The sequence below is a fragment of the Sarcina sp. DSM 11001 genome (genome assembly GCF_900101015.1).
In the GTDB taxonomy this organism is placed as follows: Bacteria; Bacillota; Clostridia; order Lachnospirales; family Lachnospiraceae; genus CAG-791.
Window position 1 is genome coordinate 61,502 of the sequence record NZ_FNFZ01000018.1, and the last position, 22,490, is coordinate 83,991.

The 22,490-nt window shown below is 49.9% G+C and carries 17 protein-coding genes; 16 read left to right on the forward strand and 1 reads right to left on the reverse strand.

The window, feature by feature from the left end; genetic code table 11:
• Positions 1–29 precede the first annotated feature (29 nt).
• From miaA to BLT02_RS10710, 15 genes are all read left to right on the forward strand, one after another.
• The gene (miaA, locus tag BLT02_RS10640; protein WP_092994952.1) at positions 30–1,031 is read left to right on the forward strand and encodes a tRNA (adenosine(37)-N6)-dimethylallyltransferase MiaA; all 1,002 of its coding nucleotides are present in this window, start codon (positions 30–32) and stop codon (positions 1,029–1,031) included.
• A 180-nt stretch (positions 1,032–1,211) separates the two neighbouring features.
• A complete protein-coding gene (locus tag BLT02_RS10645) occupies positions 1,212–2,501 on the forward strand; it encodes a methionine gamma-lyase family protein (protein WP_347474949.1) in 1,290 nt (429 codons plus the stop codon).
• A 163-nt stretch (positions 2,502–2,664) separates the two neighbouring features.
• Complete coding sequence (radC, locus tag BLT02_RS10650) at positions 2,665–3,372, forward strand: RadC family protein (protein WP_092994958.1); 708 nt, start codon at positions 2,665–2,667, stop codon at positions 3,370–3,372.
• 38 nt (positions 3,373–3,410) lie between these two features.
• Entirely contained in the window at positions 3,411–6,488 is a 3,078-nt protein-coding gene (locus tag BLT02_RS10655) for a penicillin-binding transpeptidase domain-containing protein (RefSeq protein ID WP_092994961.1), read from the forward strand.
• Between the two features lie 3 nt (positions 6,489–6,491).
• Positions 6,492–7,583 carry an FtsW/RodA/SpoVE family cell cycle protein gene (locus tag BLT02_RS10660; protein ID WP_092994964.1) on the forward strand — a complete coding sequence of 364 codons (1,092 nt, stop codon included), beginning with the start codon at positions 6,492–6,494 and terminating at the stop codon, positions 7,581–7,583.
• A 111-nt stretch (positions 7,584–7,694) separates the two neighbouring features.
• Complete coding sequence (gene mgsA, locus BLT02_RS10665; RefSeq protein ID WP_092994967.1) at positions 7,695–8,090, forward strand: methylglyoxal synthase; 396 nt, start codon at positions 7,695–7,697, stop codon at positions 8,088–8,090.
• 15 nt (positions 8,091–8,105) lie between these two features.
• Positions 8,106–9,143 carry a D-alanyl-D-alanine carboxypeptidase family protein gene (locus BLT02_RS10670; protein ID WP_092994970.1) on the forward strand — a complete coding sequence of 346 codons (1,038 nt, stop codon included), beginning with the start codon at positions 8,106–8,108 and terminating at the stop codon, positions 9,141–9,143.
• 333 nt (positions 9,144–9,476) lie between these two features.
• On the forward strand, positions 9,477–9,896 hold the full coding sequence (locus tag BLT02_RS10675) for a twitching motility protein PilT (RefSeq protein ID WP_092994973.1): 420 nt from the start codon (positions 9,477–9,479) through the stop codon (positions 9,894–9,896).
• Between the two features lie 244 nt (positions 9,897–10,140).
• Entirely contained in the window at positions 10,141–11,520 is a 1,380-nt protein-coding gene (locus BLT02_RS10680; RefSeq protein WP_092994976.1) for a biotin/lipoyl attachment domain-containing protein, read from the forward strand.
• A gap of 165 nt (positions 11,521–11,685) precedes the next feature.
• The gene (locus BLT02_RS10685) at positions 11,686–12,378 is read left to right on the forward strand and encodes a YggS family pyridoxal phosphate-dependent enzyme (RefSeq protein WP_092994979.1); all 693 of its coding nucleotides are present in this window, start codon (positions 11,686–11,688) and stop codon (positions 12,376–12,378) included.
• 167 nt (positions 12,379–12,545) lie between these two features.
• The gene (locus tag BLT02_RS10690) at positions 12,546–13,103 is read left to right on the forward strand and encodes a cell division protein SepF (protein ID WP_092994982.1); all 558 of its coding nucleotides are present in this window, start codon (positions 12,546–12,548) and stop codon (positions 13,101–13,103) included.
• Between the two features lie 388 nt (positions 13,104–13,491).
• Positions 13,492–14,016 (forward strand): signal peptidase II, encoded by a 525-nt coding sequence (gene lspA / locus BLT02_RS10695; RefSeq protein ID WP_092994984.1) that lies wholly within the window; start codon positions 13,492–13,494, stop codon positions 14,014–14,016.
• A gap of 260 nt (positions 14,017–14,276) precedes the next feature.
• Positions 14,277–15,293 carry an RluA family pseudouridine synthase gene (locus tag BLT02_RS10700; RefSeq protein WP_347474948.1) on the forward strand — a complete coding sequence of 339 codons (1,017 nt, stop codon included), beginning with the start codon at positions 14,277–14,279 and terminating at the stop codon, positions 15,291–15,293.
• 250 nt (positions 15,294–15,543) lie between these two features.
• A complete protein-coding gene (locus BLT02_RS10705; RefSeq protein WP_092995032.1) occupies positions 15,544–16,182 on the forward strand; it encodes a cytidylate kinase-like family protein in 639 nt (212 codons plus the stop codon).
• Between the two features lie 117 nt (positions 16,183–16,299).
• Positions 16,300–18,579 (forward strand): C40 family peptidase, encoded by a 2,280-nt coding sequence (locus BLT02_RS10710; RefSeq protein ID WP_139187559.1) that lies wholly within the window; start codon positions 16,300–16,302, stop codon positions 18,577–18,579.
• Positions 18,580–18,890: 311 nt separating this feature from the next.
• Here the strand turns inward: BLT02_RS10710 and BLT02_RS10715 are convergent, their stop codons facing one another.
• Positions 18,891–20,351 (reverse strand): hypothetical protein, encoded by a 1,461-nt coding sequence (locus tag BLT02_RS10715; RefSeq protein WP_092994993.1) that lies wholly within the window; start codon positions 20,349–20,351, stop codon positions 18,891–18,893.
• 946 nt (positions 20,352–21,297) lie between these two features.
• On the opposite strand from BLT02_RS10715, the gene BLT02_RS10720 reads away from it, so the two are divergent.
• A complete protein-coding gene (locus tag BLT02_RS10720; protein WP_092995035.1) occupies positions 21,298–22,461 on the forward strand; it encodes a tyrosine-type recombinase/integrase in 1,164 nt (387 codons plus the stop codon).
• The last annotated feature ends 29 nt before the right edge of the window (positions 22,462–22,490 follow it).

Sequence of the window (22,490 nt, forward strand, 5' to 3'; positions counted from 1 at the left end):
TTTATACAGGAATCAGAATAGAGGACTTTATGTCTAATTTTTCAAACAACTCTTTTTTAGCCCCGGCTGAAGCGAAAAAACCGCTGGTCATCATTGCCGGCCCGACGGCAACAGGCAAGACCGCTGTCTCCGTTGAACTGGCCGCCCGCCTGAACGGCAGCATCATCTCCGCAGACTCCATGCAGGTCTACAGAGGCATGGATATTGGTTCCGCAAAGGTAACAGAGGAAGAGAAGAGAGGAATACCGCATTACCTGATCGATGTCGCGGATCCTGAGGACAGCTGGAACGTCGTCCGTTTCCAGAAGGAAGCCATGAATGCAGTTGATGCCATACTGGCTGAAGGCCGCCTTCCCTTCCTTGTCGGCGGGACAGGTTTTTACATCCAGGCCCTTTTATACGGCATCGATTTTACACAGATGGAGGCGGACAGCGATGACCGCGCCTCCCTGGAGGAAGCTGCGCGCAGGGATGGTCCACAAGCCCTCCATCGGCGGCTGCAGGAAATCGATCCGGAGGCTGCCGAAGCGATCCACCCCAACAATGTCAAACGGATCATCCGTGCTCTCGAGTTTGCCCAAAACAGCGGCGGGCTCAAGATCTCCGAGCACAACCGCCGGGAGCGTATGCGCGAACCCGCCTTTAACGCTGTCTTTTTTGTCCTGACGATGGACCGCAAAAAGCTCTATGAGCGAATCGACGCCCGCGTAGATCTCATGATGCAGAAGGGACTCGCCGATGAGGTCCGAAGACTCAGGGCAGGGGGACTTACAGCTTCCGATGTCTCCATGCAGGGCATCGGATACAGGCAGATCTTTCCAGCCCTGGAAGGCGAATATTCTCTTGATGAAGCTGTCAGGCTCATCAAACGGGATTCCCGCCATTTTGCCAAGCGCCAGCTCACCTGGTTCCGGAGGGAAAAAAACGTCATCTGGATCGACGCGGATTCCTTTGCGGACAGACAAAAGATGAGCGATACCATGGAAGAGATGATCCGCACCCGTCTTCACCTGCCGCAGGAGAAGGTCTGAGAGTTTCACGTACAGTAAGAATCGCAGCGCAAATAAATGCTCCATCCGGCTTGTTATCCTAAGGAGAAATATCCATCAATGAAAAACACATCAGCGAATAAGACATCACCAGCCAATACATCTTCAATAAACACTTCATCGAAAGAGTTTGAAAAAGAAAGTGATCAGTCCCGGACCTCCCTGACAGACCTGTATGCTTCCTTTGGCATCTGCAGGGAGGTTCTGGCCTTTGCAGAGCCGGTCCTGGACGGACTGCGCCGGCGCTTTTCCGCCATTGATGAAACCGCGGAATACAACCAGCTCCGCGTGATCCGCGCAATGCAGGATTGCCACATCGGCGAGGCTCACCTGAAAGGAACGACCGGGTACGGCTATGACGATATCGGCCGCGACGGGCTGGAAAAGGTCTATGCCTCCTATTTCGGGACTGAAGATGCCCTTGTGCGGCCGCAGATCACCTGCGGGACACACGCCCTGGCTCTGGCCCTGATGGGCAATCTGCGCCCGGGGGATATCCTGCTTTCCGCGGCAGGCAAGCCCTACGATACCCTTGAAGAAGTCATCGGGATCCGTCCCTCCCGGGGATCGCTTGCCGAATACGGTATCGGCTACAGACAGGTCGACCTCCTGCCGGACGGAAGCTTTGACTTTGAAGGTATCCGGGAGGTTCTTGCAGCCGATCAGGACAAAAGGATCCGCCTGGTGACCATACAGAGGTCAAAGGGATACCAGACAAGACGCACTCTGTCTGTCTCACAGATCGGCGGGGCAATCTCTTTTATCAAGAGCCTCCGGCCGGATATCCTGTGCATGACCGACAACTGCTACGGGGAATTCGTGGAGCGCATTGAGCCTTCCCACGTCGGCGCGGACATGGTCGTCGGTTCCCTGATCAAGAATCCAGGCGGCGGCCTGGCTCCGGTCGGCGGCTACATCGCCGGACGAGCAGACTGCGTGGAAAACGCAGCCGTGCGCCTGACCTCTCCGGGGCTCGGAAAAGAAGTCGGCCCCTCCCTGGAAGTCCTTCCCTCCCTCTATCAGGGCTTCTTTATGGGCCCCACTGTTACGGCAGCCGCCCTCAAGGGAGCCATTTTTGCCGCCTGCCTCTATGAGAAGCTGGGCTTTTCCGTCCTCCCCGACGGCCGGGAATCCAGACATGATATCATCCAGTCGATCACCTTCGGAAACCCGGAGGGAGTCATTGCCTTCTGCCAGGGGATCCAGTCCTCCTCGCCCGTCGACAGCTTTGTGGAGGCATACCCGGCCCCGATGCCCGGTTACGACAGCGATGTCATCATGGCTGCCGGCGCTTTTGTCTCCGGCTCATCCATAGAACTGAGTGCGGACGGACCCATCAAACCACCTTATGCCGTCTATTTCCAGGGCGGCCTCACCTGGCCTCATGCCCGTCTCGGCATCCTGCGCACCGTACAGAATTTCCTTGACAGAGGCCTGATCAGCCTTCCATGATCAAAAAGCCGCTAAAACCGCCTCGAGTTTCGAGCCGGTCTGTACAGTAACGTCCCACCCACCCCTTGTTCCCCCGATTTGCGTTCCTCTTGACTGAACTGTCAGAAAACTATAAAATATTTTGTGTATGTCCTTTTTGCCCGGAGAGCGGAAAGGATATTGTATGAATATTTTACAAAACAACAGTGAAATGCCTTATGAACGCTTTCTTTCCTGCGGGGCGCAGAGTCTCACTAATGCTGAGCTCCTCGCGATCATCCTGCGTACTGGAACGAAAGAAAAAAGTGCCACACAGCTCAGCCGGGAGGTCCTTGGGTTTTTTGAAGACGGGTCCAGCGACCTGTCCTCTCTCCGCCGGCTGACTCTCCAGGACCTCATATCCATTCCCGGGATCGGTGAAGTCAAGGCTGTCAAGATCCTCTCGCTCGCCGAAATATCCAGGCGTCTCGTGAGGGAACGGGCCGCCCAGAAGCTCATCTTCAGCTCGCCTTCGTCGGTCGCGGATTATTATATGGAGGATATGAGACATCTGGAGACGGAAAAAGCTGTTCTGGTAATGCTCGACAACCGCATGGCGCTTCTGCGGGAAGAGACGGTCTCTACCGGTACGGTGAACTGTACGCTGCTCTCACCGAGGGAGATTTTTATCCAGGCCATGCGCTGGAATGCCGTCAATATCATGCTGGTCCACAATCACCCCAGCGGCGACCCGACGCCCAGTGATCTGGATCTGGATATCACCGGACGGATCTGCCGGGCGGGACAGCTTCTGGGAATACGCCTGATCGATCATCTGATCATCGGCGACCACAACTGGACGAGCCTCAGGGAATATGGCTGCGTCCCCGACTATGACCTGCCTGAGGATTGATACATACAGTTCCTTATCCTTTTTGGGGAGAGTGTATTTTGAGTAAACCAGTCAAAAAACAAAACATCAGATACATAAAAGCCAAACGCGATGCGGAAAGGGCAAAAAGAGCAGACAGAACAGAAAGGGCAGACAGGGCAGGACGCCGCCGGTCTTATTTTCTTGTGCTGGGAAGCCTGCTGATGGCAGCCCTGCTCATTTCCCGCCTCTACACTCTCCAGATCGTCAATTCCGAACGTTATCTCTCTGATTTCCAGAGCCGGATCCGCCGGACAGTTGTCATCCACGGGACCCGCGGCCGCATTCTGGACAAAAACGGCAATGTCCTGGCGGATTCTGTCGCCTCCTACAATATCACCATGAACGATCTGACCGACGATTCGAAGGAGGACAACAAGATCCTCAATGAACGGATCCTGGAGATCATCCACATTCTGGACAAAAACGGCGGAAAAATGCTCACTGACTTCAGCATCCGTCTCAGCGGCGGCAGTTTCTTCTATAAGGAAATGGGGCCGGTCGCCAAAGCCCGTTTTCTGGCAGATGTTTACGGTTATGCCGACCCTGACGATATGCCCGCGGAAAACCTGGAAAAAACAGCGGAGGAGGTCATCCATGACCTTGCCGACAGGTTCGGGATCAGTCCTTCCGTCTCAAAGGACGAAGACAGCGAAAAAGAAGACCGGGAGACTCTTCTGGAGATGGTGATCGCCAGATATAATCTGAGCCTGAACTACTACCAGAAATATATTGCCACCAGGCTCGCCTCCAACGTACCGGAGAAGACAAAAAAAGCTATAGAAAAGCGGTTCGATTCCAAGAAGGACGGAATCCAGATCGAAGAGGAGATGGTCCGCAGATATCCCGAAAAAGAAGCGGTCTATCTGAGCAACATCATCGGATACACCGGAGAAGCGTCCGAGGATTATCTGTCCGAGCATGACGGCACGGACAAGGACGGACGTCCCGATTACCGGGAGGGCGATATCGTCGGACTGACCGGGATCGAAGCCTCTCAGGAGGAGATCCTCCACGGCAGGAGCGGGCAGAAGACCTTCAACGTCGACAGCATCGGGCGTGTGACCGATGATCCGGTTGAAAACAGCGAGGTTTCCGCGAAGGAACAGAGCTACAGCGAAGAGACCGGCAGGGATGTCTATCTGACGATCGATAAAGACCTGCAGATCGCTGCCTACCATATCGTAGAAAACAACCTGCGCAACATCATCCTCAATAAACTGCGGGACAGTATCGAGGATCAGGTCATCTCGGAGGATCAAAACGGTCTCAATATCACGATCCCTGTGAGCAATGTCTATGCCTCCTGCCTGAGCAACCTGATCGACACCAACCACCTGACCAGTGAAGACGCGACTGATACGGAAAAAGAGGTCGCAGAAGCTATTGACAGGTTCCGGGCTCAGCGCGCACCGGAGATCCTGGACGAGATCAGAAACGGGCAGACCATCCGCGAACAGCTCAACAATGAGATGAAGACCTATCAGGATCTGCTCGCCCAGGCCCTTTTTGACTACGGTCTCTTTAATGAAGCCGGGCTGGGGGATTCCGGAATACGCTCCTCTACGGTCTATTCAGGCTGGCAGAAGGGAAAGCATTCCCTCAATGCACTGATCTCTGAGTCGATCCGTCATGGCTGGATCAACACGGACAGCAGTTATCTGGGACTCGAGACAGATTCTCCCTCTGACGATGAGCTGTACGACGGCATTATGAACTTCTTCACTGCAGTGATCGGTTCCGATGAGAACACTCTCAATGACAGAGACATGCGCAATGCCATCTACAAGTATGTGATCGTCAACCGGGAGGTCTCCGCCAATCAGGTCTGCCACCTGCTCCTGGATCAGGAGATCGTAGAGGTCAGCGACGAAGAACTGGAAAGCTTTAACAGTCCCTGGGGTGAAAGTGACTATACCTTTATCTACAACAGGATCCGGGACATGGATCTGACACCGGCCCAGCTTCACCTGTATCCCTCCACTGCATCCGTTGTTGTGACAGATCCGGAATCAGGCGATGTTCTTGCAATGGTGTCCTATCCCGGGTTTGATACGAACAGGATCAATGATGAAGACTACTACCAGAAACTCGTCAATGATCCCGCAAAGCCCCTTCTCAACTACGCGACACAGCAGCTGACCGCACCGGGATCCACTTTCAAGCTGGTCACGGCGACAGCCGCCCTCAAGGAAAAGGTCATTGATACCCAGGATGAAGTGAACTGCCAGAAGAAAGCGACCTTCAAAAAGGTAAAGAACGATCCCAATCCTCCCAAATGCTGGATCTACCCGGGCAGACACAGATATCAGAACCTGGAGGGAGCCATCGCAAATTCCTGCAATATGTTCTTTTATGAAATGGGCTTCAGACTGGGACTTCCTGTCGACAATCCGGAATATGACGAAGATGACTACGATTATGATGAGGACGATTTCGACAAGAGCGGATACAATTCCGTTCAAGCTGTAGAAAAAATCCAGAAATATGCCGGTATGTACGGTCTCGATTCCGTTTCCGGCGTAGAGATCAGTGAATCGGAGCCCCAGCTATTGACAAAAGATCCCATCCGAGGAGCGATCGGTCAGGACACCAACGCCTATACGACCGCAAGCCTGGCCAGATATGTTTCCGCTGTTGCAAACAGTGGAACAAACTACGAACTGACACTCATCGACGCGGTCCAGACAGAAGACGGAGGGATCAGCAAGAACAAGGCGACTGTGGCAAACAAGATCACTCTTGAGGAAAAGGAATGGAACGCGATCCACAAGGGGATGCGCCGGGTCGTCTACGGCTATGGCGCCTTCAGCGTCCTGGGCGAGCAGCATCCTGTCGCCGGCAAGACCGGTACCGCCCAGCAGACAGGCATGCCGGACAATGCCCTGTTCATCGGTTATGCCCCTTATTACCTGCCCGGCGCCTGGAATGAGGATACTCTGGGCGAGCAGGAGAAACTCGCGATTGCTGTACGTATACCTAATGGTTATACCTCCGATTACGCCGCCCGGCTGGCATCGGATGTGATCAGAGTCTTTTATGATCCGGATCAGCTTGAACAGATCGTCGACAGTGTTGTTTTGGAAAAGGATTCATAACCAATGTTTCGCTCATTTTCTCTGAAAAGATTTGATTTTCTTCTGGTCGCCCTGATCGGCGCTCTCAACTACTGTGGGCTTCTGGCGATCCGCAGTGCCGCCTCCGAGCTCTACGACCGCCAGCTGACCGGGATCTGCATCGGCCTGGGGCTGATGCTGGCTGTATCTGTGGTGGATTATCATCTGATCCTCAAGATCCACTGGGTCCTGTATGCGGCATCCATCGCCCTGCTGGTCATGGTCCTCTATGCCGGTTCCTCAGGAGGAGGGGCGCAGAGGTGGTTTTCCCTCTTCGGGATCACCTTCCAGCCCTCTGAAGCGGCAAAAATATTGTTGATTTTATTTTTTGCGGAGTTCATAATTAGTTACAGAAAATGGCTGGTGCTTCCTCTGCATCTTCTCGCCTGCATCGTACTGATCATCCCGCCGGTCTTTCTGGTCTACAAAGAGCCGGATCTCTCGACCAGTGTGATGCTCCTCCTGATCTTCTGCGTCATGATGTTCCTGGGAGGGCTGGAATGGCCCATCGTTGTAGCTGCGCTCGCTGCTGTCGGCGCCGGCTTCTGGTGGATCATGAATCAGGCCCTGCAGGGAGACCAGGGAATCCTGTCCCAATACCAGAGAAACAGGATCCTGGCCTGGCTCCATCCGGAAAACTTCGCGGATACAACTGCCTACCAGACGATGAACTCCATGATGGCCATCGGCTCCGGCGGAGTCTACGGAAAGGGGACTAATGAGATCAGTTCCCTTCTGAACACCGGTTTTATCTCTGAGTCACAGACAGATTTTATCTTTACTGTCGTTGGAGAGACCTTCGGCTTTATCGGCTGCTGCGCCGTGGTCGTCCTCATTTTTCTGATCACGATCAAATGCTTCCTGATCGCGGCAGGTGCCAAAGACATCCAGGGCAGGATCATCGCGGGTGGAATGGGAGCCTGGATCGGACTCCAGAGCTTTTTAAATATCGGGGTTGCCACAGGGCTTCTGCCCAACACAGGAATACCGCTTCCTTTTGTCAGCTACGGCCTTACCAGCCTGGTCTGCCTGTATGCCGGCATCGGTTTTCTGCTGAATGTGCGCATGCAGGAATGAATTAATTGTTTATGAGATCCGCGCAGCGGATACTGTACCGGTCCCTTACTGTTAATGCCTGCTCCTTATTGTTGATTTGACCTTGCTTTCTTTACACCAGGGAGGATCGATATGAAAATAGCCTTGATCGCGCACGATGCGAAAAAAAAGCTGATGCAGAATTTCTGCATAGCATACAGGGGGATCCTTGCCAAAAATGATCTTTGCTCCACTGGTACCACAGGCAGGCTCATTGAAGAGGTTACCCACCTCTCTATCCACAAGATGCTTGCCGGCCATCTGGGAGGTATGCAGCAGATCGGCGCCCAGATCGAGCACAATGAGATCGATCTGGTGATTTTCCTGCGCGATCCTCTGACCGCAAAGCGCCATGAGCCTGATGTCAATATCGTGGTCCGTCTCTGCGACATGCACAACATCCCTCTGGCAACGAATCTCGCTACCGCCGAGCTGCTCATCAAATCTCTGGACCGCGGAGATATGGAGTGGCGTGAAATGTACAAATAGGGAATTACGAATATAATGTCTTTTTTGAAACTTTCTTTAAGCGCGGCTGTCCCTGAGAAGAAAGGTCACCAGCCTGCGCGTTTTTTTTGCGCACTTGTCCTGATCATGGTCCTTCTGCTCACGACAGGCTGCAGCCGCGGTTATATTTCCTCCTACAGTGACAATACCGGGAGGAAAGGTTTTGCCCTGACATCAGTTTATGCGGACTATGACGGCAGGCTGCCTCTCTATGCAGAGGGCTTCGGTGTGCCGGGAGAAGGTTCCTCTGCGGACATCGGAACAGTAAAAGCCTGCGGTTTATTTGATGTCGACGGCGGGAAGACTGTAATCGAGGAAAATCTCACTACACGCCTGTATCCGGCCAGTACGACCAAGATCATGACAGCCCTTCTGGCCATTAAATACGGAGATCTGGACAAGATGCTCACCGCTTCCGCAAAAGTTTCCGACATGGAATGGGAGGCTCAGAGGATCGGGATCGAAGAAGGCGACAAAATGACCATGGATCAGGCTCTGCATTATCTCATGGTATATTCCGCCAATGACGCCGGCAATCTGATCGCGGAAAACATCGGGAAGGACTATGATGACTTCATCCGTATGATGAACGAAGAAGCTGCCAGGATCGGTGCCACGAACACGCACTTTGTCAATCCGCACGGTCTGCACGACAAGAATCATTATACGACGGCTTATGATCTCTTCCTAATCTTTAAGGAATGCATCAAGTACCCGAAATTCCTGGAAATAGCAAAACTGGGACACTACAGCACTGTTTTTCACGACAAAAACGGAGGGATCCGGGCGATCGAGGTCAGTTCCACTGACGGCTATGTAAAGGGAAGCCGTAAATCACCGGACCGAATCAAAGTCCTGGGAGGCAAGACAGGGACGACGGACCAGGCCGGATGCTGCCTCATCATTCTCTCTGAGTATGACACCGGCAGAAGATTTGTATCCGTCATCCTCGGCGCGAGGAGTCACAGTTATCTGTATGCCTGCATGAACAGACTGCTCGATCAGGAGACAGTATATCTGGAGGCAGAAGAGTAGTTAAAAAAAGTAAATAAACAAAAAAAGAAAAGATCAACAGGGGAAGAAGGGAGAAGAGAAGACAGGAAAAGAGAAGAAAAAGGCGGAAACGCAAGCCTTTAGAGTTATTTAATTGTTTTTTCCTTCTCCTTCAACTATAATAGAATCAATTCAAGCTTCCGCACTGTACGCGTAGGCATCCTCGCGGAGCATTTATTCTTCATCACGGGATCCGTACCCGCGGTGAAGTGGATTTCTTTTTCGCCCTGCTCTTACGACTGAAGTCGCGGGTAGTGGGCGATGAAGAATAAACAACAGTCACTATTATCATCACTTGTAGGAGGTTTCGCTAAAATGGTTCATCTGATCACCGGCAACAAAGGCAAGGGAAAGACTAAATGGATGTTGAGCAAAGCCAATGCCGAGATTAAAAATATTTTAGGCAGTGTATGCTATATCGACAAAAACTCTCAGCATATGTACGAGCTCAACAACAAGATTCGTCTGATCAATGTCACAGATTATATGATCGAGAACACTGATCAGTTCCTTGGTTTTGTAGGCGGCATTATTTCTCAGGACCATGATCTTGAACAGATGTATTTTGACAGTTTTCTCAACACCGCTCATATCGAGGGCAATGATATCTCCGGACCCATCAGCAGACTGCAGGCCATGAGCAGTAAGTTCGGTATTGACTTCTACATCAGTATCTCGATGGACAAGGACGAGCTGCCCGCAGAATTGAAAGAGTGTGTTACCGCCGCACTGTAAGGGATTATCCGGACAAAAGAACGGGCGGGCAGGAGTTGAACCATTGCTCCTGCCCTTTTTTATCGTTTCAGATCCTGCTGCCGCTGAAGGCAGCCAGGACCGGTTTATGGACTGGTTTATGGACCGGTTTACGGATGTGAATAAGGTTTATGAACTTAGAACTGGTCGGTGAACGTAAGACCGGTTTATAATCTTAAGACTGATTGGTGTACATAAGACTGGTTTATGAACTTAAGGTTGGTTTATGAAAAAGAGTAGAAAGAGACGGCTGAGCCTGCGGCAGCTGATCCATATCGATATCGGCACAGTCATTTTTTTTATCATATTGATCTACCTGCTGTTCAGCATTATGGTGTATCTTACCTCCCGTAAGACAGCCGTGTATGAGGTCCGGATGGGAACTCTCTCTGAAAACGCCGCTTACCGGGGGATCGCGCTCCGGCAGGAACTGGTCATCGGAAGCCGGTATACAGGGAACATCAACTACTATAATAAAGAAGGAGAACGCGTCAGGACAGGAGGCCTCGTGTACACGGTCGACGAATCCCGTGATATCCAGGACTATGCAGACACCGGAATGAGCACAGGAAAGTACTTTACCGCCGAAGACCAGGCTTCCTTCCGGGAACAGTCGATCCGTTTCACTGAGGACTACGATCCCGGCCGGTTTTACTCTGTCTATGCTTTTAAAACAGCTGCTTCCAGTCAGGCTCAGAAGATCAGCAACCGCTCCATTCTGGCTGGTGTCAGTAAAAAGAAAGCCGCCGGCCTGCACAGCGTGAGCGCCAAGGACACTGGTGTGATCGTCTATTCCTATGACAATTATGTGGGAAAGACCTTTGATTCCCTCTCCCTGAAGGATTTTAACCGCTCTTCGTGCAAGACGGCCCAGCTCAGAAACGGAGATGCGGTAAAAAAAGACCGGCCCGCTTACAGGATCGTCACGGATGAAAACTGGTCCATTGCGATCGCTGTGGACAGTAAAGAGACAGCGGAACGCCTCCAGAATCAGGAGTATGTGGAGGTCCGTTTCCTGAAAAACGGTTATTCCACCTGGGCATCCGTCACATCAAGGAGCGATGAGGAGGGAAACTGGTTTGTCAACCTCTCCCTGTCCAATTCCATGGAAGCCTTCTGCATGGACCGCTTCGTCGATATCGTTGTCCTGACCAACGAAGAAAAGGGGCTCAAGGTCCCGGTTTCTTCCATCACCTACGGAGACTTCTTCCTTGTTCCCAAGGAATATGTCATTGAGGGATCCAATGGTCAGCCGGGAGTCCTCTTGAGAGTTTACACAGCCAACGGCAGTCAGGGGACCCAGTTTATTCCCGCTGTTCCCTACAGTGAGACAAATAAAGAGTATTATCTCGATAATTCCGTCCTCCGCGACGGAGAGATCCTGGAAAAGCCCAATTCCAGCGATCAGTTTACTCTTCACAGAAAAGAGAAGCTCATCGGGGTATACTATATCAACAAGGGCTATCCTGATTTCCGCCAGGTTACAGTAAACCTCCAGAACAGTGAATATGCCATCATCAAGCCCAACGAGCTCTACGGACTTCAGGAGTACGACTACATCGTACTGCATGCCGACTCGATCCGCCTGAACAGTTATGGAAAATAATCCTTTTAACAGGGCATATGATCAAAACATATAATCAGGACATATAGTCAAAACATATAATCAGACATATAGTCAGGACTTATAATCAGGACATCCTGCAAAGCCACGACGATCCTGTTAAGGATCATTCTGTAAGGGGCATCTGAAAAGGAGAATGCTAAAAAAATGATTGCTGAAAATATCCGATCCGTTGAACAGCGTATTCAGGCAGCCTGCGCAAGAGCAGGGCGCAGAAGGGATGAAGTCACTCTGATCTGCGTCACAAAGACTATGCCTGTCACAGACCTCCAGGAGGCCTACGACGAAGGACAGAGGAACTTCGGAGAAAACCGGGTCCAGGAGATCACCGAGAAGTACCCGCTTCTTCCTGATGATATCCGCTGGCATATGATCGGGCACCTGCAGAGAAACAAGGTCAAATACCTGATGGACAGGGTAGTAATGATCCACAGCGTAGACAGTGCCTCGCTTGCCCGGACGATCAGCAAAGAAGCCGTTAAAGCGGGGCGGACCATGGATATCCTTCTCGAAGTCAATGCGGCAGGAGAGGAGAGCAAGTTCGGTCTGTCCTATGAAGAAGTCCTTCCTCTGGTCCGTGAGATCGCACCGCTCCCCGGCCTCCATATCTGCGGGCTGATGACAGTCGCTCCCTATACAGATGATCCGGAGACAAATCGTGAATTTTTTAAGAAACTCAGGGATTTATCTGTTGACATCGATCGGCAATCCATTGATAATGTGTCTATGCACACGCTGTCTATGGGTATGACCGGTGATTTTGAGGTCGCCATCGAAGAAGGTGCAACACATATCCGCGTCGGAACTGCAATATTTGGAAAAAGAGATTATACGGTCTGATACAAACAGCAAACGGGAGCTGCGCCCTGTCAAAACAAGGTCACAGACGCCTCCCGGAATACTGCTGATTAGTTTTATGCGCTGACAACAGATCCCATTGGTAAGATCCTTTTTAATCCCCATTGGTATAGATCCTTGTAGTCAGCTGTAAGATGGAGGTAAAAACTATGAGTGTAATGGATAAGCTCATCAACGCAATGAAATTCAATGATGATCCCTATGATGATGAAAACGACGGCGATGAAGGCGCTTACTTTGAAAATGCTCCTGAAGATGCCGCCATGGAAATGGAAAAAGAGGTCGAAGATATGGAAGAACTTGAAAACACAAATGCATCCAGAACTGCACGCAGGCGTCCTGTTCCTGAACGCGAGGCCGGTCCTGCAACCAGATCCTCGGTCAAACGCCAGTATTCCGAATCCGGAATGGAAGTCTGCATCGTTAAGCCCACTTCTGTCAATGATGCAAGGGACGTCACGGACCTGATCCTGGCCGGAAGCACTGTTGTCCTGAATCTGGAAGGACTCGACGTCGATGTTGCCCAGAGGATCATCGACTTTACCTCAGGCAGCTGCTATGCTGTCCAGGGAAATGTGATGAAGATTTCCCACTATATCTTTGTCATCACGCCCTCCACCGTGGACATCAGCGGAGATATCTCTACTCCCGCCGGAGCAGACCAGGATGGAAGCGCTTCTCTTGACATGCCTTTCACCGGAAGGTAATGAACTTTTTACCGAAAGGTAAGCAGTTTTCCCGAAAGGTAAACAGTTTTCCCCAAAGGTAAGCAGTTTTTCCTAAAGGTAAGCAGTTTTCCCGAAAGGAATTGAGCTTTTACCGTAAGGTAACGAAAAGCTAATGCTTCAGTATAGTCTGTTCATGCCATGGCGCAACCCCCGCCATGGCTGTTTTTTGTCCCGGTTTTTAGTCTCATCATATATGACTTTCTTTTATGAGAATAATATTTATGAGAAAAATATTTATGAGAAAAACCTGTTTGTGATAAAAGCCTGTTTGTGATAAAAGCCTGTTTGTGAGATATTTCTGTTTATGATATATCTGTTTATGAAATATATCTGTTTATGAAATAAATCCAATGTAGAGAATCCGCACATGAAAGAAAACAAAAACTCCCCTGAGTATCCCCGCACAAAGCTCCTCCCCGGAGTCCTTTTCATTGTTCTCCTCATCATCCTGGATCAGATTACCAAGATTGTGGCAGTTCATTTCCTGGGCGGCGGACAGAAGGTCATTCTGATACCCGGCGTCCTGGAATTCACGCTGATCCACAACAGCGGGGCGGCTTTCGGAATCCTTCAGAATGCCATGCTCTTCTTTTTTATCATAACTGCCGCAGCGCTGGTCATGATCTTTTTTATCCTGTCCCGGACTCCTTCCGTCAGGAGATATCTTCCCATGCGCCTCTGCCTGTATTTTATAGCCGCAGGGGCAGTCGGAAATCTGATCGACAGGGCTGTTTTTTCCTATGTCCGCGACTTCATTTATTTTTCCCTGATTGACTTTCCGGTCTTTAATGTTGCGGACATCTATATCACATGTGCTGCTTTTACCATGGTCCTCCTCACCATGTTTTATTACAGGGAAGAGAACGATTTCTCTTTCCTCTCATTTAAATAACCATCAGTAAGTAACCATCAGCCCCTGCAATCGAAACAGCCGTCAGGAACAGCAAAGAAGGAGATTAATCTATGCTGGAAACCTTTTCCCCGGAAAATTTGTCTCCGGGATATTTATCTGATAAGAGTCCTGAAAATATTTCCGGCGTGAAAGAAACATTTCCTGAACAACTGTCCGAAGGTAATGGCATTGTTTCGGAAGAAATCCCTGAAAAATTGTCCGAAGGTAATGGCATTGTTACGGGAGAAATCCCTGAAAAATTGTCCGAAGGTAATGATAACGTTCCCGGGGAACCCCCGGAAGAATTCGTTCCTGAGGAAGCTCCGGAAGAATTATCCGATGGTAACGACATCGTTCCTGAGGGTGACTCCTTCTCCTTTTCGATCACAGCCCCGGAAGCCGGAGAGCGGATCGACAAGGTCCTGGCAGTCAGGATCCCGGGACAGTCAAGAAGTTATCTCAAAAAACTGATCAAAGAAGAACTGATCAGGATAGACGGCAGGCCTGTGAAACCAAGTACCTGTGTCTCTGAAAATGAAACAGTCTCCGTTGTCCTCCCTGTGCGGATGCTCCCGGATATACTGCCTGAGGATATTCCGCTGGATGTCCTGTATGAAGATGAGGATGTCCTCGTCGTCAACAAGCCCAAGGGCATGGTCGTCCATCCCGCTGCCGGGCACTATACAGGTACACTCGTCAATGCCGTCATGTATCACTGTAAAGGATCCTTGTCCGGTATCAACGGCGTCCTGCGTCCGGGCATCGTACACAGGATCGACAAGGATACCACAGGCAGCATTATTGTGTGTAAAAATGATAATGCCCACCAGAGTATCGCCGGACAGCTGGCTGAACACACTATTGTCCGCAGATACAGGGCTATCGTTCTGGGAAATATCCGTGAGGATACCGTCACTATTTCTCAGCCGATCGGACGCGACCCCTCTGACCGCAAAAAGATGGCAGTGCGCCCCGATGGCAGACAGGCAGTCACCCATGTCCGGGTACTGGAACGCTTCGGAAACTATACCTATATCGAGTGCCGCTTGGAAACCGGCAGGACCCATCAGATCAGAGTCCATCTGGCCTGGTACAGGCATCCCCTGCTGGGTGATACCGTGTACGGCAGCAGCAAAAAAACCCCCTTTGCCACGCAGGGCCAGTGCCTCCACGCGCAGATTCTGGGATTTATCCATCCCGTTTCAGGAACCTATATCGAAACGGAAGCACCCCTGCCGGATTATTTCAATAATATTCTTAAAAAGCTGAGGTCCTGAATATCCGGATTCTGAACACCTGGATCCTGAATACCTGGATCCTGAATACCTGGATCCTTAATCCTTGATCCTGAATCCTGAGTCCTTGATTCTGAATATTTGAAGGATGAAAATATGAATATCTGAATATCTGAATCCATATAAAAACATCTTGCGAATTGCATTTTCATCCGATCAAGCTTATAATTAAGAATCAGCAGTAAAGTCCGGAGGCAGATTTTTATCTGCAATGACAGGAAAGGGAATATATATGAAGACCATATTGACGATCGGCAGGCAGTATGGGTCGGGCGGCCGTGAAATCGGACAGAAGATCGCTGACCATTATGGCATCCGTTATTACGACAAGGAACTAGTGGCACAGGTTGCAAAGGAGAGCGGTTTCTGCAAGGAAATCATTCAGCGTGAGGATGAGCGACCCACCAATTCCTTTTTATACAATCTGGTTATGGATACTTATTCTTTCGGTCAGAGCGCCGCAGCTGCTTTTACAGACATGCCTCTGAGCCAGAAGGTATTTCTTGCCCAGTTTGAAACTATTAAATCTCTGGCGGAAAAAGGTCCCTGTGTCTTCATCGGGCGCTGTGCCGATGAGGCCCTCTCAGAGCGGGATGACGTCCTCAACATCTTTATCCACGCCTCCGAAGACTTCCGGATCGCCCGTGTGAGGAATTATCCCGAGTATATCAAGCAGGAGCAGAGGGACACCCGGATTACAGATTACATGGCTAAAATAGACCGGCAGCGGCAGAGTTATTATAATTACTATGCCTCCGGCAAATGGGGCCGTGTTGAGACTTATGATTACACCTTTGATTCCTCAATTCTGGGGATCGACGGAACAGTCCATCTGATCACACAGCTGATCGACGATTTTGAAGCCAGATAATGACGGAGAGTATTTTCTGACGAAATCTTACAAAGACGGATAAGAAATAAAGATTTTGACGGATTTTACACAGACAGACAGGAAACTTTTTCCAGCGCTGACAGGAGAGATTATATTTTGAAACGTATAGAATTGTTCAAAAGAACGGGGATCTGCATTACAACGGCAGTTCTTGCCGCGTCAATTGCTGTATCGGGTTCCATGATCACTGCGCTCGCAGAAAGCCACGATGACTTTTTTGACCCTGATCTGGTTGAGAGCACTTCCGATGACTACGGTCTGGAATTTGATGATTATAATTCCGATGACTTCAGTTTTGATGACGGGGGTGAAGACTATTACGGCGAAATGCCCGATGATCTCGATCTGGAAGTCGGCGGGGGCGGAGATTCCGGGGCGGCAGCTCCTTCCTATCAGATGGATCCAACCGGCAATTATTACATTGACCAGTATGGCAATTATTACGATCTGGACTGGAACCCTGTCGCGCCGCCTGGTTCAGGCGCTTCACAGGCTGACCCGAATCCGGAAACAGGGACCACGGACGGCACAGACTCTGAAGCAGAATCAGATGCCTCCTCTTCGCAGGGCAGCACAACTGATCCTTCTTCCGACAGTTCCAATGATACTTCTTCCGGAAGCTCCGATGATTCATCCGACGACAGTTCCGGTGATATGAATGAGATCACCATAGTCGATCCATCCACCGGAAAAACATACACGGATCCCATCAATGATGACACAGCCCAGGACACCGGCTCTTCAGGGACGGAGCAGGACCAGACATCTTCAACACCGGGTACTTCCACGGGTACGACGACAGGGACGACTTCCGGCACGACGACAGGGACGACCTCCGGCACGACGAGAACTACGACTCCCAGCACAACCTCCGGTACAACGACTTCCGGAACTCCTGCGACAAGACAGACAGGTACGACAGCAGGAACCGCAGCTGGTACTGCGGCAGGTACAGCAGCCGGTACGACAACATCAGGAACTTCGGCTGCAGGTACTTCCCAGAACAACTCCGGTGATCTGGACAAGACAGAAGACCCGACAGTTCCGGACGATCTGACAAAACCCGGTGGTGATACAAGTCAGAACACGGATAATGTCTCTGTGAGCAAGGACCCGGATTATACCCAGATCCCTCCGCCGATTTCACTGTTCCCGGAGCTTCGCGAACTGCTTAACCGCAGGACAGCACTCAACAACGGCGAGCTTCCCTATGGTTATTCCGAAGCCGACGGTTTCAACGGGACCAATGAACAGCTGATCGCAATGCAGAATATCATTTCCGGCCTTACGATCGCTTACGATGATTTCCGTTTCTATACCGTCAAAAAGGAACCTGCCTTTGCTGCAGCCGCTGTCTCTATCCTCGAGGAGATGGCAGAGGATTCCCGTGAGATCGGAACACTTGCTGAGAACGGTGCAGTCTATGTCCTGAGTGAAGAAAATAACGGCTGGCTCTATGTAGAATCCGGAAATGTCCGCGGCTTCGTCCGTGCCGACCAGTTTTCCACCGGGCAGGATGCACAGAATATCCTGACAGACCTGGAAAACAATATCCCCGGATTCGCGGACATGACAGCTGATGAACAGGAAGAGAGCCTTGAAGGGCAGCTTTCCTTCGCTCACGAAACCGTTCCCGCTTCGGAGAGCCTTTCCTTCTCCTACAGGCGCTGCACGACAAAATCTACAGTAATAGACAAAAATTATGCCGTAGCGGATGTTGACACGTCCATCGTGGAGCGGGCGGAAACCGGAGCCCGTGAGATCGGTCATCTGACTCCCGGCAGCCTTTGCTATGTGATCCTGCAGGCCAACGACGAATGGATCTATGTGGAATCCGGAAACGTCCGCGGATTTGTTCCCTCCACCAGTCTTACGACAGGTGAGGCTGCTAAGGATATCGTTCAGAAACAGGGTGAGGCAAACATGCCCACTGCCAAGGAAGTCGTTGTCCCCAAAGACAATGAGGCCCTTTATTATTCCCTCAACTCCGTGCGGGAGGGCTCGAGCCTGAGCAGTGTCCGCACAGAGATCCTCCGCGAGGCATCTGAATACATCGGAGGTCCCTATGTGTGGGGCGGCAATTCCCTCACAAACGGCTGTGACTGCTCCGGCTTTGTCCAGCAGCTGTACGCTCTGTTCGGCTACAACCTTCCCAGGACAGCAGCAGACCAGTCCACATTCGGTATCCAGATCCCCATCAGCGATGCGGTTCCCGGCGACCTGATTTTCTTTGCAGCCAATGGCGTTGTCTATCATGTAGCTGTATATGCAGGAGACGGGACCACGATCGAGGCTTACAGCCCTGAACGAGGAATCATCGCAGCGCAGATTGGAAACAGAGATGCAGTCTGGGCGACCCGCGTCATCAGCGACTGATAAGTCATATTAATGATTAATACATTAATGACTGATTATATGTAATATTAATATGTACTATGTTGCATGGTCATACCCGGACCCGGGTGTGACCATGTTTCATTTTGTCCGGATGATCATGCTGATATGTCCGGATGATCATGTTGATTAATATCTGTCTGATCATTGTCGGGCTGATTATACTTTTCTGCAAAAACGGGAGAAAGAGGGCTGTAATAACCCTCCTTCTCCCATTCTTCAACTATTCGCAAAAGGCATCTTTAACGAATAGTTGTGCGCATTCGCGCCCAACTGATTCGTTAAAGATGCGTCTATATCATCTGTGTTATTCCATATCCGCTGTCAAGGTCTTCTGTGATGGCATCCTGCAAGCCCTGCAGGGTTTCATAACCGGCCAGAGTTCTGAAATTTAAAAAACCGGGAACAGTTACCGTCGAGTCTTCCCCGAACAATCCTCTCCAGAGGGAGGTCGATTTCTGAGGTACTGCTGCCTGATCAAAGTCCGCATAGTACTGATCCTGATCATTGATCAGTACGTTTTCAAACCGGACATAATAATAGTATTCCAGCTGATTGCCGCTTTTATCCGCATAATGGACCAGGTATGTGCAGAACAAAAAATTGTCTTTTATCCCTTTTTCAGTTAGCTTTTTATAACTCCCAGTCTGTCCTGATTCCCTTTCGCCTTCATCATCATTCGGATAATTGTCGTCTGCATCCCCTGTATCTGTCTCTACCGGTTTGGCTGCGTAGAATAACCCGGAATCTGTCAGGGATATCAGTTTTTCGTCCTGAAAGTACTCCTCTTCAAGCAAAGTCCGGGCTTTTTCCCTCCCAAGCTCCCTGAGTCTGTTCAGTATTTCTTCAGAAAATGCGTGAATAGATGCAGGTTCAAAGAACAGTCCGCTGACTTCATAACTGGATTCTGAATCTGTGGGGACAATATGGTATTCACCTGCAATCTGGTCGATAGTATATTTTTTTGCCGGTGCCATGCAGATCCGGACTGTATCTCCATTACTCAGGCCCTTCGCCGGTTCTGCCTGGAAAGTCAGAGGAAGAGATCCTTTATATGTAAGAATCACTCTCCCGTTTCCGCTTATTCCCTCAAACTCCACTGTCAGATCTGTAAACGGATCATATGGTTCGGCTTCAGGAAGCCCTTCAGCAGTCCGTATGACCTTTCCGGACTCAAATGCCAGGACAAAGCCCTTTTCTCTTAACAGATCCTGGGCTTCTTCTTCCATGTAGGCATAACAGTAAACCCTGTCACCGTTTGAGATTCCGTTTCCTGAAATATTCTCTGTCTTATCTGTGTTCTGTGTACTTTCTGTACTTTCTGTATCGGAAGCTTTCCCTTCCAATCCTTTCCCTTCTGATCCTGCAGAGCTTTCTACAGAGTTTTTGTTCCGATTGCGTTCCAGAATATAATCCGTGGAAACTGACTCCGCAGCGGTATCCGCCAGGCTGTGCAGCTCTTCTGCGGTCATTTGTTCTCCGGGATGAATTTCAGAAAGTATTCCTTCAAGTTGTTTTGCAAAGCCTTCCCGGTCAAACTCAGCTGTCACCTTCGCAAAGCTGTCCGCCCCCCTGATATATACTTTCAAATACGGATCAAGGCGCACCACAGTCGTCCGGCTGAAAGCAGCCAGATAAAAAGAAAACCCTATGATTCCACCCATGATCAGGGTGAGCGCAAATATAACTGCAGCAGAAACTCCCGTCAGTTTTTGTTTTCTTCCGGGGCCTCTGTAATAATCAAGATCAAGCACCTTTTTCCTTCCTCTCTACACGAATCCTGCACAATGGCACACTCGTTTTGGAGATATGTACAATAATCCGGCTTTATTATAAGAGAAGTCACGGTGACAGAAAAGCTGTCTTTGTCGAGTTCACAATATTTTCATCTTGCTGCCCCTCGGGCGAAAACATTGCTTTACCCTCGTGTGCAATCATTATTCTTCCTTTGGTTCCCTAATACTGCTTTTCTCTCGCATACAGAAAATTACTCTCCCTTTGGGTACAAAATAATGCTTTTCTCCCGATACTGCTTTTCTCCCGTGTACAGAAAATCACTCTCCTTTGAGCACAAAAAAGGCGGCAGCTCTGTTATTCAAAGCTGCCGCCTGTCCCATTCATCATTCTCAATGCACCCCGTTTTAACGCCGCGTGAGCCCTCAGGTGCCAGTATGAAGGGAATCATACGGGTTACGGGGTGCATCAATCCTGATTTTTAATTTGTGCTTCTAATAATTCGTACACAAACTATTTTTTATATATCATTTCTTTATACCCTTGTCAATGTATTTTTTACAATTATCAGTAGTTATTATTTTAACCAGCAAATTTCGCTCTTCTTCCTCTATTTTTCTGAATTGCATTACAATTTGCGCATTAATTCGTTAAAACTATATCGATGTTCTCCAAAAAAATCCATATAAATAAACTTTTAAAGCACAATTATTTGGTGACACAATAAAAATATTTCTTCTCATGATTTGTCTGGTATACTATAGAGACGGCAGCTTATGCAGTTAATACGCTGTTTATTAATAAAGTATACAATCAGTCAAATAGACCAACGCCTGATACGCGCCGGGAAAGCTCAGCCTGTATCAGGCTGTGATCATCTGGATCAGCCGTAATCAAATGGATCAGGCTGTGATCAGATAAAGAAAATTCAGTAAACAGTTCCCGGCAGTTGACAGGATGGAAAAAATGACAGTCAGAAATCAGAAAAAAGCAGAGATCCGCACAGAGAAGTATTCCCGTGAGCAGGAAATAAAAAACACAAAAAAAATGCGTGAGATTCTGGAAGATCTCCCGGGTTTCTGCAGGCAGTATTTCAGGGGAATTGAAGAGTCCACAGGAGCCCGGACCCGGCTTGCGTACGCCTATGATCTGCGGGTCTTTTTTGAATTTATCCAGCGGGAGAATCCCTCTCTCAAAGATACCAGTATCCGTGACTTTCCAATCAGTATCCTGGAGAGGATCGGCAGGGAGGACATAGAGGAGTATCTTGATTTTCTCACCTATTATGAAAAGGACGGCCAGGTCTTCACCAATGACGCAAGAGGGAAAGCCCGTAAGCTTTCCGCTGTACGAAGCCTGTTTAAGTATTTTTATACTTCCGAGATCCTGACAAAGGATGTAACGGCTCTGGTCCCCCTTCCAAAACTTCACGAAAAGCCGATCGTCCGATTGGATTCCGATGAAGTCGCCAAAATGCTCATGAAAGCGGACAGCGGTGCGGAACTCACCAGAAGCCAGCAGCGCTTCCATGATAAGACCCGCCTTCGCGATATGGCGATCCTCACTCTCCTGCTTGGAACAGGTATACGAGTTTCGGAATGTGTCGGTCTGGACCTCGATGATCTGGATTTCAGGGAGAAAGGCATGCTGGTGCATCGCAAAGGCGGCAGTGAGTCGATCGTATATTTCGGAGATGAGGTAGAAGCTGCTTTAAAGGATTATCTGGAGCAGCGAAAGCAGATCCTCCCGAAGGAAGGACACGAAAAAGCACTCTTTCTTTCCCTCCAGAACAGACGGATCACGGTTCGCGCTGTTGAAAATCTGGTAAAAAAGTACGCGGGCCTTGCCACGTCGCTGAAAAAGATCACTCCCCACAAGCTCAGGAGCACCTACGGGACAAGCCTGTACAGGGAGACTGGAGACATCTACCTTGTTGCGGACGTTCTTGGACACAAGGATGTCAACACGACACGCAAGCATTATGCGGCAATTGATGAGGACCGCCGGAAAAGTGCCCGGAATATCGTCCGGCTTCGCAATAATAAGCCGGATTCCGCGCATGAGCCGGATCTCTCAAAGACCGAACAGGAGTCTTCAGAAACCGCCTCTCCAGAGAGCGAACCGCTATAAACAAACCGTTAAAAGAGCGGCAGAAGCTG